Below are 14,409 nucleotides of genomic sequence, written 5' to 3' on the forward strand. Positions count from 1 at the left end.
CCGCTGAGCCGTCCGGGCCGGGGAAGGATCACCGCCCCGACGGGGAGGTGGTTCCGGTCGAGGAGGCGGAGTCCCGCGTGCCGAGCGCGGCCGCGCAACCTCCCGCCGCCGAACAGATCCCGGCCGCGGCGCAGCCGCCACCCGTGGTGGCGGAACCCTCCGTGGACGCCCCCGCCCCGGCGGCGCACACCGAGCACCCCGAGTCCGCGGGCAGGAGTTCGGCCGCCCGGGCCCCGAGAACTCCCCCGGCCAGGATCAGCGCCACCGCGCCGAGAGCTCCGACACCGAGGACCAGCCAGCCCGTCGTGCCCGGTCCCAGGGTCGCCGCGAGCGAACCGGCGACCACGGCCGCCGCCGCCCCGGCGAGGACGGGGGGCGCGGCCACACGGTTGGCGAGGCGGAAACCGTCCGCACTGCGCAACGCGGCCGGGGTGCGCACCCCGACGTAGCGGTTGCGCGGCAGCGTGCCGCGCAGTCCCCGCAGGCCCAGGGTCGCCGCGGCCGCTCCGAGCAGCACCAGGACCGCGCACAGGGTGATCAGGAATGCGAGCTCCACCCCGCCAGACTACGACCTCGTCTTCCGCCGCTGCTCGCGGCGCGACAAGCGGGTGCCCCGGAGCATACCGTCCTTCGCCTCCTGGAGGCGGCCGGGTGAGACTCCCTGTCCGGGATCTGTGGAGGATGGCGGGTCCGCCGCGGTCATCCCGGTACCACCGGGCGTGCTACCCACCGGTTATCCTGGTGACGTGGCCGACACCCGACTTCTTGCCGTGCCGCGCTGAGACGACAGGTTCCTCGGCGCGGCGACCCCTCATGCCCGGACCGGGATGGGGGGTTTTTGGCTTTCGGGACGGCACACCGGACGGTCGTCGGAGAGTGCGGAGGCGAGTCCGGGCGACGAACTAGGGAAGGAAACGCACACGATGAGTGGCGCGGAACGGAACTCTCAGAGCACGGAAGGCACGGGCGCCGACGACACCCCTCCCTTCCGCTACACCGCACGGCTGGCGGGCGAGATCGAGCGGGACTGGCAGCGACGCTGGGAGGAACTCGGCAGCTACCACGCCGCGAACCCGGTGGGGCCGCTGAGCGGGGAGCACGCCGCCGCCGAGAAACTGTTCGTGCAGGACATGTTCCCCTACCCCTCGGGGGCCGGGCTGCACGTCGGCCACCCGCTCGGGTTCATCGGCACCGACGTCTACGCGCGCTACCACCGCATGTTGGGGCGCAACGTGCTGCACACGATGGGCTTCGACGCCTTCGGGCTGCCCGCCGAGCAGTACGCGATGCAGACCGGCACGCATCCGCGCACCACCACCGAGAACAACATCGAGCGCTACCTGACCCAGATCCGGCGTCTCGGGCTGGGCCACGACGAGCGACGCCGGGTGGCCACCACCGACGTCGAGTTCTACAAGTGGACACAGTGGATCTTCCTGCAGATCTTCCACGCCTGGTACGACACCGAGGCCGACGGGGGACGCGGTCGGGCCCGCCCGATCAGCGAGCTGGAGGAGGAGTTCGCCTCCGGTGCCCGCGCCACCCCGGACGGCACCCCGTGGAACGAGCTGAGCCGCCAGCAGCAGCGTCGCGTCCTCGACTCCTACCGCCTGGCCTACCTCTCGGAGGCCCCGGTGAACTGGTGCCCCGGGCTGGGGACGGTCGTCGCCAACGAGGAGGTCACCTCGGAGGGGCTCAGCGAGCGCGGCAACTTCCCGGTGTTCCGGCGCAACCTCAAGCAGTGGATGATGCGGATCACCGCCTACGCCGACCGCCTCGTCGACGACCTGGACCGGCTGGAGTGGCCGGAGAAGGTCAAGACGATGCAGCGCAACTGGATCGGGCGTTCCCAGGGCGCCGAGATCCGCTTTTCCGTGGTCGGCCGGGACGAGACGATCGAGGTGTTCACCACCCGCCCGGACACCCTGTTCGGCGCCACCTACATGGTGCTGGCCCCCGAACACCCGCTGGCCGACGGGATCGTCGCCGATCCGGAGGGTTTCGCCGCCTGGCCGGAGGGCACGGACCCGCGTTGGACCGGCGGTCACGCCGGGCCCGCCGAGGCCGTGTCCGCCTACCGGCACACCGCCTCGATGAAGTCCGAACTGGAACGGCAGGAGAACAAGGACAAGACCGGTGTGTTCACCGGGCTGTACGCGGTCAACCCGGTCAACGGGCAGCTGGTGCCCGTCTTCGTGGCCGACTACGTGCTGCTGAGCTACGGAACCGGGGCGATCATGGCGGTTCCCGGTCAGGACGAGCGTGACTGGGAGTTCGCCGAGGAGTTCGGCCTGCCCATCGTGCGTACGGTGCGCCCGCCGGAGGACTTCGAGGGCGGGGCCTACACCGGCGACGGGACCACGATCAACTCCTCCTCCGACGACACGGGACTGAGCCTGGACGGGCTGACCGTGGACGAGGCCAAGAAGAAGGTCGTCTCCTGGCTGGAGGAGAACGGTCACGGCAGGGGCAGCGTGCAGTACAAGCTGCGGGACTGGCTGTTCGCGCGGCAGCGTTACTGGGGGGAGCCCTTCCCCGTGGTCTACGACGAGGACGGCACCCCGTTGGGGCTTCCGGAGGACCAACTTCCGGTGGAGCTGCCCGAGGTGGCCGAGTACTCGCCGCGCACCTACGACCCCAACGACGCGGACAGTCGGCCCGAGCCCCCGCTGTCCAAGGCCGAGCAGTGGGCCGAGGTGGAGCTGGACCTCGGCGACGGCCTCCGGCACTACCACCGCGACACCAACGTGATGCCCCAGTGGGCCGGGTCGTGCTGGTACCAGCTGCGTTACATCGACCCGGACAACCACGAGCGGTTCGTGGACCCGGACAACGAGCGGTACTGGATGGGCCCGCGCCCCGACACCCACGGCGCGAACGACCCGGGCGGGTTGGACCTCTACGTCGGTGGGGTGGAGCACGCGGTGCTGCACCTGCTGTACGCGCGGTTCTGGCAGAAGGTGCTCTACGACCTGGGGCACGTCTCCGCCGAGGAGCCCTACCGGCGACTGTACAACCAGGGCTACATCCAGGCCTACGCCTTCACCGACTCGCGCGGCGTCTACGTTCCCGCCGAGGAGGTGGAGGAACACGACGGCAGGTACTTCTACGCCGGTGAGGAGGTCACCCGCGAGTACGGCAAGATGGGCAAGAGCCTGAAGAACTCCGTGTCCCCGGAGGAGATGGCCGACGCCTACGGGGTGGACACCCTGCGGCTGTACGAGATGTCCATGGGCCCGTTGGACGCCTCCCGTCCCTGGTCGACCAAGGACGTGATCGGCTCGCACCGGTTCCTCCAGCGGCTGTGGCGCAACGTCGTCGACGAGAACACCGGCCAGGCCCGGGTGACCGAGGAGGAACCGGACGAGGAGCTGCTGCGTGCGCTGCACAAGACCATAGCCGGGGTGCGTGAGGACTACGACGGTCTCCAGTTCAACACCGCGGTGGCCAAGCTCATCGAGCTGAACAACCGGGTGACCAAGGCCTACTCCGGTTCGGTGGGACCGCCGCGTGCGGTGATGGAACCGATGGTGCTGCTGGTGGCTCCGCTGACCCCGCACCTGGCCGAGGAGCTGTGGTCCCGGCTGGGGCACGAGCAGAGCCTGGTGCACGGGCCGTTCCCGGTGGCCGACGAGAACTACCTGGTCGAGGACACGATCGAGTATCCCATCCAGTTCAACGGCAAGGTGCGCTCGAAGATGACCGTCTCGGCCTCCGCCGAGCAGGACGAGCTGCGCGCGGCGGCACTGGCCGACGGCAGGATCAAGGAGCTGTTGGGCGGTGCGGAGCCGCGCAAGGTGATCGTGGTGCCCAACCGACTGGTCAACGTGGTCGGCTGAGCTTTCCGGCGCCGTGGGGCTCTCGAGTTCCGTCGCACGGGGCTCGGGGCCACCCCTCTCGGCTGTCCTCCCGGAGTCCGGGCTGGTCGTCGAACCCTTCCGGCCTGACGGCTGGTTCCGGCCTCCGTTCGCCGCGGGGCGAGTGGTCCACAGTGGTTTCCGACGGTCCTGACGCGACACTCAACCCCCGTCGGGGCCGTCGCGTCACCCGGGGTGACACACGGAACCCGAAGGTGTGAACGGCTCCGGCTTCGACGGGGAGCCGTCGCACACCGAAAAGGAGTGGATCGCTGTGCGTACTCGCGCCACCAGAACGGGAGTGACCGGCCTGCTCGGTAGCGGCCTCGTGGCCGCCGCTCTCGTGGTCGGGGCACCCCTGGCCACGGCCGCTTCCTCCCAGGAGGAGTCCACGATCCCCGTGGCCTCGGAGGAGGAGAACCACCAGGAGGGCACAGACCAGCCGGAAGGTCTGCACGGCACACCCGGGCAGGACGTGATCAAGGGGCGCGGTGGCTTCGACGTCATCTTCGGAAAGGGAGGTGACGACAGCCTCTTCGGCAACTCCGGTATGGACGTCATCCGGGGTGAGGAGGGAGACGACTTCCTCCACGGTGGGCCGGGTGAGGACTACCTCTACGCCGGTCCCGGCGACGACATCGTGATGTCCGACGAGCTCGGCTCCGACGACGAGGCCGACGTCATCGACTGTGGCCCCGGTGTCGACCGGTACAACGCCGACCCCGAGGACGAGGTCAGGAACTGCGAGATCCCCTACGACGGCAGGGGCTGACGCCGAGACTTCGTCGTGCCGCCCCGTCCCGGAACCTCCGCGGAACAGCACGGACGGCGGCAGGCCCGACTCGTCGACGGTGTGGAGGGCCACCGCCGGCCGGTTCGATCCGCTGCGGCGCACCGAGGCGCCGCGTCCGGACGGGGACACGGCCCGGCCGGTGAGTGGTCCGACACCCTCGCCGGCAGCCACGACTGCCGTGCGGGCGGGAAGCTCGGGGCCACCGCGCTCGGAGTTCCCGGAAGCGCCAGACTGGTTCGGCGCCTCCGCCACGGGGCACCCGGCGGGGCGGTAACCGAACGAGCTGGAGGGCGTATGCGGATCCCGAGGTTTCCCACGGAGTTCGATCCCACGAAGCTGCGCGAGACACTGGACGGTCGCTGGGGTGAGATCCGTGAACGGGTCCGTGGCTTCCTGGAGACGGAGCCCTTGCCCCCCGGCGACGGGTTGGACACCGAGCGGCACCGGGAACGGGTGTTCGAGCAGCTGCGGCGGCTGGGCGGCAGTGAGGTCCCCGCCCTGGGGTTCCCCACCGAGTACGGGGGCCACGGCGATCGCGGCGGTTCCGTGGTGGCCATGGAGATGCTGGCGGGCAACCTCTCGCTGATGGTCAAGGCCGGGGTGCAGTGGGGGCTGTTCGGCGGGGCGCTGACCGCGTTGGGCACCGAACGGCACCACCGGCGATATCTGGGCTCCGTCATGGACGTGTCGCTGCCGGGCTGTTTCGCCATGACCGAGACGGGGCACGGCTCGGACGTGCAGCGGCTGGCCACCACGGCCGACTTCGATCCGGAAACCGACGAGTTCGTGGTGCACACTCCCGACGAGGCCGCCCGCAAGGACTACATCGGCAACGCGGCCAACCACGGGCGGCTGGCGGTGGTGTTCGCCCAGCTGCGCACCCCGGGCGCGGACGGCTCGCCCGAGGGACACGGGGTGCACGCGCTGCTGGTGCCGATCCGGGACGAGGCGGGTAATCCGAGGCCCGGGGTGACCCTGTCGGACTGTGGCCGCAAGGCCGGGCTGAACGGGGTGGACAACGGACGGATCGTCTTCGACCACGTGCGGGTGCCGCGCGAGGCGCTGCTGAACCGCTACGGGGACGTCTCCCCCGACGGCACCTACAGCAGCCCGATCGACGGGGTGAACAAGCGGTTCTTCACCATGCTCGGCACGTTGATCACCGGGCGGGTCTCGGTGGCGGGCACCGCGGGCTCGGCCACCAAACTGGCGCTGGAGATCGCGCTGCGCTACTCCGACGCGCGGCGCCAGTTCGAGAACCCCGGCACCGGGCGGGAGACACCGGTGCTGGACTACCTGGCGCAGCAGCGCAGACTGCTTCCGGCCTTGGCCACCTCCTACGCCCTGCACTTCGCCCAGGAGGAGCTGGTCTCCACGCTGCACGACCTGCACACCGATCCCGGGCGGGACCAGGACGGGCGGGCCCAGCGCGAGCTGGAGTCCCGCGCGGCGGGGATCAAGGCGGTGGCCACCTGGCACGCCACCCGCACGATCCAGGACTGCCGGGAGGCCTGCGGTGGGGCCGGATACCTGGCGGAGAACCAGCTGGCCACGTTGAAGGCGGACACCGACGTGTTCACCACCTTCGAGGGGGACAACACGGTGCTGCTGCAACTGGTGGCCAAGGGGCTGTTGACGAACTACCGGGGCCGCTTCGAGGAGCTGGGCACGCTGGGGATGGCGCGGTACGTGGCCGACCAGTTCGTGGGCACGGTGATCGAGCGGACGGCGGCCCGGTCGCTGGTCCAGCGGCTGGTGGACGCCGCGCCCAACCGCGACGAGGAGGACGTGCTGTTCGACCGGGGTTGGCAGCTGCGGATGTTCGAGGAGCGGGAGCGGCACGTGCTGGACGGGGTGGCGCGCAGGCTGCGCCGCGCCGGGTCCGGGGAGGCCGACCCCTTCGAGGTGTTCAACGACGCCCAGGACCACGTGCTGCGGGCGGCACGGGCACACATCGACCGCGTGGTGCTGGAGGCCTTCGTCGCCGGGATCGACCGGTGTACGGACCCGGAGACGGCCGGGATGTTGGAGCGGCTGTGCGACCTGTACGTACTGTCCAACATCGAGAGCGACCGGGCCTGGTTCCTGGAACACGAGCGACTCAGCCCGGGGCGGGCCAAGTCGGTGGTGCAGGCGGTCAACGCGTTGTGCGCGCGGCTGCGTCCGCACGCGGTGCGGCTGGTGGAGGCTTTCGGCACGCCCCGCCAGTGGCTGACCGCGCCGATCGCCACGGGCGAGCAGCCGGGGCTGGGCTGAACGTGGGTTCGCCGAGGGGCGACGGCCGGTGTCCCGGTGTGGGCACGGCAGACACCGAAGGCAGCCGGAAACCATCCTGGATGGAGTTCGTCGAGAGGTTGCGGCGTTGTTCCGGGCCGAGGGAGACGTTCGGGATCCTGCACTCCCCCTCGTGAGACCGTGCGCGCTCCGCCTGGCTCGTCCGGACGGAAAGCCCAGTTCGGCGGGAGTGTCGATCGTCACGGCGGTGAGAGTCCGATTCCGCTGACACCCCGTGCGCGTTCGGGGCAGGATATGACCCGGTTTTGGACCGTGAACCGTGTACAGGGGCCGTGTGTCCGCGGCGAGCTCCGCGAGGAGGCCTCGTTGGGACGGGTACGCGGTCCGCCGGCCGAGACGGTGAGCCGAGGTGACGTCGACGCGGCACATCCGACTCCCGCGTGGTCAACCGGTGGCTCGAAGTCGGTTCGACTGCACGGCGACCATGAATGTGGGGGAACAACGTCGGGTTCCCGTCGTCCTCGTCGACGACACCGGCCGCTATCGGGTGAGATCTCCCGAGGTTGAGCAGCGAGGTGAGCGGCCCCGGTCGTCGGGGCTGCCGGGCGGCCCGTGTGTTCGGTTCCGCCCGGTGACCGGTGTGGGCAGTGGGCGGACGTGGGTGCGGACAACGCGGACGTGGGCAGTCGGAGTGTGGGAAGGCGGAGCTGAGTGGGCATGAGCATGGCGAGTTGGTTTCGGCGTGGTGGTGTGGTGGCCGGTGGTGTGGTGGTGAGTGTGCTGCTGGCGGCGTGTTCGGCGGGTTCTCCGGCCGAGCCGCCGTCGGCGAGTGGTGGGCCCACCACCGAGTCGTCGACCTCCTCGGATCCCTCGGGGGTGGAGATCGCCGACCCGAAGGACGCTATGGCGGTGGACGAGTGCCAGCTGCTGACCGCGGAGGCGGCCCAGAAGGTGGGGGTACGAGCACAGGGAGAGAAAAAAAAGGAGAACCTGACCCTGCCCGACGAAGATCCGAAAACCTGTATCTGGGAAAGCGCCAGCGGTTCTACCAGTATTTTCCTCACTGTTTTGTCTGATCGTTCCATTCAGCAGTACTATGACAATCCGGATTATTTTGTTGATTTCAAGAAGTTGAGGATCGCTGGCTATCCGGCGGTGCGGGCGAATCAGGATGATCCGATGACCGGGGGTAGTTGTGATGTTTTCCTGGCGTCGAAGCGGAACCAGGTGGTGAAGTCCACCTCTTTCCTGCCTTCTGACGAGGTGGGCACGGTGGACCCGTGTGAGCTGTCGAAACAGGCGTTGGAGTTGTCGGTGTCCTCCTGGCCGGATGCCGAGTGAGAGGAAACGGGGGAAACGGTGTCTTCTGTTCCGAAGATGTGTTACATAAGTCAGGCCCTGCAACTTCGCGCGAACATGGCGGGTTCTGCTGACGCGACGAGTCTGCCTCCCGCCACGAAGAAGGCGGCCGAGCAGGTGTCGAACTCGGCGGGTGTGTTCCGCGATCTGGTCGGTGAGATCGACTCCGCGTTGAAGGACGCCGAGCGTGCCCACACCGGCCGCGCCGGGGAGGCGGCGCGGGCCTCGATCGCCGAGATCAAGCCGGTCGCGGAGAACGCCGCCAACAATGCCGAGGAGATACACCGCAGGCTGACCGAGCAGAACCAGCACCAGCACGACACTTTCTACGCCCTGCCCCAGGAGGGCGGCAAGCTGCCGGACGGGCGTCCGACGCAGATGACCCCTCCGGACAAGAACTGGGCGGAGGAACACGGCCTCTCCGACATTCCCGGTTTCGGTTGGACCAGTGACTACGAGGAGAAGCAGGAGCGCTTCCAGGCCACCAACGACGAGGCGCAGCGGGTGATCACCCGCTACAGCGCACAGACCGCGAGCAACACCCACGGGGTCCCCCGGTTCGAGCGGCCCGAGGACTCCGACGGCAGCGGTACCACCCGTGCCTCCTACGGGACCAGCGCGGGCGAGGTCATGGGTGGCTCTTCCTTCGGTGGAAGCGCGGCCCCGGCCGGAACGGCCTCGGCGTGGGCGCCCTCCCCGAGCGGCACAGCGGTCGGCAGTGGGGCGGCAGGCGGCGGCGCGGGCACCGTCGGCGGGGGCGGTCACGTCCCCTCCGGATCCGGTTCGGGCAGCACCCCGCCCCCGGCCGGAACCGGTTCGGCCTGGTCCGATCCTCCGGGCACGGTGCGCGGACCGGACGGCACGCTCTACCGTCAGGGTCCCGACGGCACCTGGCAGCGGCAGAACCCGTACAACGGGCGCTGGGCCCCCGCGCCCCACGGCCCGCCCGGTGCGTCCGGCGCCTCCGGAGGAGGAGCACGCGGCGGGGCCGCCGTACCACGCGGTGGTGCGGGCTCCGGTGTGGGAGCCGGTGCGGGCGGACGTGCCGGTGGCATCAGCCCGCGCGGCGGGGAACTCGCCCCCGGTGGGCGGGCCGGAGTCGGCTCGTTCGGCCCTCAGGGCGGCGGCAACGCCTCCGCCTCCGGTGGTGCCGGAGCCGCGGCGGGCCGTGGTGGCGGCATGATGCGCGGCGCCCCTGTCGCGGGAGGTCAGCAGCAGGGCGGTGAGGACGAGGAGCACGAACGTCCCAGCTGGCTGACGGAGACCGAGGACGTGTTCACCAACGACATGCAACGCGTCGCCCCGCCCGTGATCGGAGCCACCCCCTACGAACAGGACAGCTGATCCCGGGTATCCACCGGCGAGCGCCCGTGAGACACCACGCTCGCCGCCCGGGCACACGCGGACGAGGGAACGAGCGAAGTGACGATGACACGCAACCGGATCTCGATCGGCCCGCTCGCGGCGGCCTACCTGTGCGAGCGCTACGACACCCACCCGCACCCCATGCTGCGTGTGGGAGCACCGCGGGAGGTGACCGACGAACAGCAGCTCCGCGCGGCCCACGACGCGGGCAGGCGGGAACTCCAGCAGCAGGGGATGATCGACACCGACGAGGTGCACCCCTTCCTGGAGGACGCCTGGACCCTGCTGTCCCACCCTCCGCTGGCGTTCGGTCTGGCCGTGCGTGACAACGACGGCGAGAACTTCAACGCGGTGCTCGTCGAACACGGCCGCAGCACCCTGCGGGCCTACCAGGCCGACGGGCGGGACCACGAGACGCTGGAGGACATCGTGCTCAGCAGCCACGAGTACGGAGGTCCGGCCGGCAACACCGTCCAGCTGCTCGGCGACCTGCGGGCCGCCCCCGGCGGTTCGGCGAGCCTGCCCACCGAGCTGCTGGACCGGGCGGGCAAGCACATGGCCGCCGAACCCGGCGGCAGCACACTCACCGCGCTGAACTCCGCCGGAGTGCGGGGTGAGGACGCCCGTGTGCTGGCCAGGGCGCTCAACAGCACACGTCACCTGGAGGCGCTCATCACCCTGCGCCTCTACGACAACCGGGTGCGCCGTGTCCACACCCTGCCGTTCGGGTTGCAGGTCTTCACCACCGACGAGGGCGCCTACTTCACCCAGCGCCGGACCGGTGGGGACGGGCGCGAGTGGTTCACCCTGGCCCCCGCCGACGGACGCAAGGTCACCGCCAAACTCGACGAGATGACCAACCAGCTCCGTGCCTCGCTCCAACGGTGACGGCGATCCCGGCGTGCACGGTCGTCGAGCGCGCCCCGCTTCGTCCGGGCGAGGGACCCGTCAGCGCAGTCCCGACTCCGTGGCCAGTTCCACCAGCATCGACTCGAACAGCCGCCCGGCCTCGCTGACGTCGAAGGGGAACTGCCCGAAGACCTCCAGCGCCACCTGGCCGTAGAGCCGTGCCCACCAGCGCAGCAGCAGGTACACCGCCTCGGCGCTGAGCGCCTCCCGGGGGATCTCGATGCCCTCGGCCGCGAAGGACTCCGCCAGGTCGCGCTGGCTGTCCGCCAGGCCGACCCGCAGCTCGTCCGGCAGGCTCGCGGGAGGTGACTCCGCCACGCCCTCGGCCATCAGCGGGCCCGCCACCCTCAAGAAGACCCGGCCCAGCTCGTCGTGTCGTTCCGGGCGTCCGGGGGCGTCCCGCTCGGTGGGCGCCGTCTTCTCCCCCGCTTTCGCCCCGGTGGGGGTGGCGAACACCAGGGCGAACTCGCGCGGGTGTTCCAGTGCCCAGCGCCGGAAACCCCGGCACACGGCGAAGACCTTGTCCAGCTGGGTCGCGCCGTCCCGCATACTCGCGGTCAGCTCCGCCGACAGGTCCACGCAGACGTCCTCGCTCAGCCGGAACAGCAGTTCCTCCCGGGAGGAGTAGTAGCGGTACAGCGCCGGGGCGGTGATGCCCATCTCGCGCGCGATGGCGCGCAGCGTGACCGCCTCCTGCCCCTCGCGGACCAGCAGGTTGCGTGCCCGTCTGCGGATGTCCGGTTCCGTGGTGGACCGGGACGACTCCCGTCGAGCGACTCCGTCCATGTGTCACTCCATCGAGTGCTCGCAACGGCGATCATCGCTACAGTGGGCGAGGTAAACGCCGTTAACTCAAGGTTCGGTGGCCGTGGCCACTGTACGGTCCCACGACGTCCTCGGAGGTCCGTGTGTTCGGTTCCTGGGGAAGCTTCGCGCACCGACATCGACTGCCCGTGCTGGTGACCGTCCTGCTCGCCGTCGTGGCGGGCGGGATCTGGGGACTCGGGGTGTTCGACCGCTTCGCTCAGGGAGGGTACGAATCCCCGAACAGCGAGGCCGCCCGGGCCCAGGAGCTCGCGGACGGAGCCCTGGACTCCGGCGGCGACGTGGTGGTGCTCTACGACGTCGGACCCGGCGGGAGCGTGGACGACCCCGCCTTCGGCGAACGCGTCCGCGAGCGACTCTCCGCGCTGCCCGACTCCGCCGTCGAGCGGGTCACCTCCTACTGGCGGACCCCGAATCCCGCCCTGGTCAACGAGGACGGAACCATCGGGCTGGCCACCATCGAACTCGCCGGGGACGAGGACGACAGGATCGAGGCCTACGAACGAATCCGGGACGACCTCGACGTCGCCGGGGCCGACACGGACGTGGCCGGCAACGTGCCCGTCCAGGTCTCCATGAGCCGACAGTCCCAGCACGACCTGGCCATGGCCGAGGCGGTGTCCATGCCCGTGGTGCTGGTGCTGCTGGTGGTCATCTTCGGCGGGGTGGTGGCCGCCGCCCTACCCGTGCTGGTCGGCGGCATGGCGGTGTTCGGCTCGTTCGGGCTGCTGCACCTGATCTCGCTGCTCACCGACGTCAACACCTTCGCCGTCAACGTGGCCAGCCTGCTCGGCCTCGGCCTGGCCATCGACTACGGGTTGTTCGTCGTCGGACGTTTCCGCGAGGAACTGGCCACCGGGGCTGACACCGGCACGGCGGTGCGCCACACCGTGGGCACCGCCGGGCGTACCGTGGCCTTCTCCGCCACCCTGCTGGTGCTGGCGCTGGGCACCCTGCTGCTGTTCCCGCAGAGCTTCCTGCGTTCCCTCGCCTACGGCGGGATGTCCTCGGTGTCCCTGGCCGCCGTGGTCTCCCTGACCGTGCTGCCGGCGATCCTGGGGATGCTCGGCGGGCGGGTGGACGGGCTCGCCGTGCCGTGGCGCCGTGGGGGACACGACGCCGCGCACGTTCCCGGGCGTGGCTGGTCCCGCTTCGCCTCGGCGGTGATGAGACGGCCTCTGCTCACGGCGGCCCCGATCATCGCCGTGCTGCTGTTGCTCGGTGCCCCCTTCCTCGGGGCCACCTTCGGCACCCCGGACGAGCGGGTGCTGCCCAAGGACGACCCGGCCAGGCAGGGCATCGAGAAACTCCGTTCCGAGTTCCCCGCCATGAGCGGTGACAACGTCCGTGTCGTCGTGGACGGCGGGGACACGCCGCCGCGTCCGCCGGAGGTGCGGAACTACTCGCGGGAGGTGGCCGAGGTCCCCGGGATCGGCCGGGTACGCCCCGCCGGCGGCTCCGAGGGCGTCGTGGTGCTGGAGGCCACTCTGGAGGGAGCCCCCTTCGGGGAGCGCGCCAACGAGGCGGTCGACGAGATCCGTTCCCTCGATCCGCCGCCGGACAGCGAGGTGCTGGTGGGAGGGACCACGGCGCTGAACCTGGACAGTCTGCGGGACACGGTCGAGACCCTGCCGTGGGTGGCGGCTCTGCTGGTCGGGTCCACCCTGGTGCTCATGTTCCTCGCGTTCGGCTCGGTGGTGCTGCCGGTCAAGGCCGTGGTGCTCAGCGCGCTGAGCCTGTCCGCCACGTTCGGGGTGCTCACCTGGATCTTCGTCGACGGTCACGGGGCCGGGCCGCTCAACGTGACCCCGGCGCCGATGTCGGTGGGTGTCGTCGTGCTGATGGCCTCGGTGGTGTTCGGGCTGTCTACCGACTACGAGGTGTTCCTGCTGTCCCGGATGGTCGAGGCCCGTGCCGAGGGGCGGAGCACCCCGGAGGCGGTGCGCACCGGAGTGGCCCGCACCGGCAGGATGATCACCGCCGCCGCGCTGCTGCTCATCGTGGTGACCGGGGCCTTCGCGTTCTCCGGGGTGACGATGATGCGGTTCATCGGCGTGGGCATGATCGTGGCGTTGGTGCTGGACGCCACCGTGGTGCGGATGGTGCTGGTGCCCGCGCTGCTGCGGCTGCTCGGCGACGTCTCGTGGTGGTCGCCGGGCAGGGGACGGCGTGCGCGGCGTGGGGCCTCCGTCGAGCGTGGGGTCGATGGTTCCCGACGGTCCGAGCCGGAGTCCACACGCTGAGGGCGGGAGACCCTCCCCGGCCGGAGGGGACCCGGAGGGCGTCGCCGTGACCGGGTGCGTCATCGTGAGGGGATCCGTCCACGGAGGTGGTTCATGACCGAGCACGACGAGCGCTCCGAGGGCTCCGGAACGGCGGACGGGGCGGGTGTGGTCGTCTACGCCCGTCCGGGGTGCCCGTTCTGCACCAGGTTGCGTTCCGGGCTGCGCAGGTACGGTGTCGAGTACACCGAGATAGACATCTGGCGGGACGAGCGGGCTGCCGCGACCGTGCGTTCCCTGGCGGACGGCAACGAGACGGTTCCCACCGTGGTCGTCGGTCCCTGGTCGGGGGTCAATCCGTCCGCGGCCGAGGTGCGCGCTGCCGCCGCCGAGCACGCTCCCGAGGCGTTGCCCGAGTCCGAACCGGGGTTGGTGGACGGGACGTTGAAAGCGCTCGGGTTGCGGGGTAGGAAGCGCTGATCTCCGCTGAGCGGCACGGAGCCGCTCAGCGGGGTTCGCGCGTCGCGTGGTTGGGCCGGGGCCGACCGCACGGGGGGCTTTACGGCCGACCCCAGCGGTTGTGCTCGTCGGTGGCGCGATACCGACGAACAGCAACCACTCCAGTCTGACGCCTGGGCGGCCGAAAACGATGCGGTTCCGGGCCGAATGACCCCCGAATGGGGGTGTAATGACCCCGACATCGTGGCCCAGCACGTCTCGTGGAGTGGTGTGGGTCACCCTGCTCCGAACGGCTGGGAGGGGTGTCTCCTCCCGGGCCCGCCCGTGGGGGCGTGGCGGGATAACAGGGCGCGTCCCCGTGTTCCTCCACGACGCGTCCGCGGGT

General features: G+C 70.4%; 10 protein-coding genes. 8 read left to right on the forward strand and 2 right to left on the reverse strand.

Going from position 1 to position 14,409, the window contains the following annotated elements:
- Positions 1–28: 28 nt before the first annotated feature.
- Positions 29–556, reverse strand: a complete 528-nt coding sequence (locus tag ACTMO_RS0118425; RefSeq protein WP_019856154.1) for an SdpI family protein — start codon at positions 554–556, stop codon at positions 29–31.
- Between the two features lie 367 nt (positions 557–923).
- On the opposite strand from ACTMO_RS0118425, the gene ACTMO_RS0118430 reads away from it, so the two are divergent.
- From ACTMO_RS0118430 to ACTMO_RS0118455, 6 genes are all read left to right on the forward strand, one after another.
- Complete coding sequence (locus tag ACTMO_RS0118430) at positions 924–3,839, forward strand: leucine--tRNA ligase (protein WP_019856155.1); 2,916 nt, start codon at positions 924–926, stop codon at positions 3,837–3,839.
- A 292-nt stretch (positions 3,840–4,131) separates the two neighbouring features.
- Positions 4,132–4,629: a calcium-binding protein gene (locus tag ACTMO_RS22075; RefSeq protein WP_169509085.1), complete on the forward strand. Its 498-nt coding sequence runs from the start codon at positions 4,132–4,134 to the stop codon at positions 4,627–4,629.
- Between the two features lie 315 nt (positions 4,630–4,944).
- Positions 4,945–6,906, forward strand: coding sequence for an acyl-CoA dehydrogenase family protein (locus tag ACTMO_RS0118440; protein WP_026449386.1), 1,962 nt, complete (start codon positions 4,945–4,947; stop codon positions 6,904–6,906).
- A 696-nt stretch (positions 6,907–7,602) separates the two neighbouring features.
- A complete protein-coding gene (locus ACTMO_RS21480) occupies positions 7,603–8,226 on the forward strand; it encodes a DUF3558 domain-containing protein (RefSeq protein WP_157062952.1) in 624 nt (207 codons plus the stop codon).
- A 75-nt stretch (positions 8,227–8,301) separates the two neighbouring features.
- Complete coding sequence (locus ACTMO_RS0118450) at positions 8,302–9,588, forward strand: hypothetical protein (protein ID WP_245556244.1); 1,287 nt, start codon at positions 8,302–8,304, stop codon at positions 9,586–9,588.
- Between the two features lie 84 nt (positions 9,589–9,672).
- On the forward strand, positions 9,673–10,497 hold the full coding sequence (locus ACTMO_RS0118455) for an ESX secretion-associated protein EspG (protein ID WP_019856160.1): 825 nt from the start codon (positions 9,673–9,675) through the stop codon (positions 10,495–10,497).
- Between the two features lie 60 nt (positions 10,498–10,557).
- Here ACTMO_RS0118455 and ACTMO_RS0118460 read toward each other — a convergent pair whose 3' ends face one another.
- On the reverse strand, positions 10,558–11,304 hold the full coding sequence (locus tag ACTMO_RS0118460; protein WP_019856161.1) for a TetR/AcrR family transcriptional regulator: 747 nt from the start codon (positions 11,302–11,304) through the stop codon (positions 10,558–10,560).
- 122 nt (positions 11,305–11,426) lie between these two features.
- On the opposite strand from ACTMO_RS0118460, the gene ACTMO_RS0118465 reads away from it, so the two are divergent.
- On the forward strand, positions 11,427–13,586 hold the full coding sequence (locus tag ACTMO_RS0118465) for an MMPL family transporter (protein WP_019856162.1): 2,160 nt from the start codon (positions 11,427–11,429) through the stop codon (positions 13,584–13,586).
- Between the two features lie 93 nt (positions 13,587–13,679).
- Positions 13,680–14,045, forward strand: a complete 366-nt coding sequence (locus ACTMO_RS0118470) for a glutaredoxin family protein (RefSeq protein ID WP_019856163.1) — start codon at positions 13,680–13,682, stop codon at positions 14,043–14,045.
- The last annotated feature ends 364 nt before the right edge of the window (positions 14,046–14,409 follow it).

The organism is Actinopolyspora mortivallis DSM 44261, from assembly GCF_000384035.1.
GTDB lineage: Bacteria > Actinomycetota > Actinomycetes > Mycobacteriales > Pseudonocardiaceae > Actinopolyspora > Actinopolyspora mortivallis.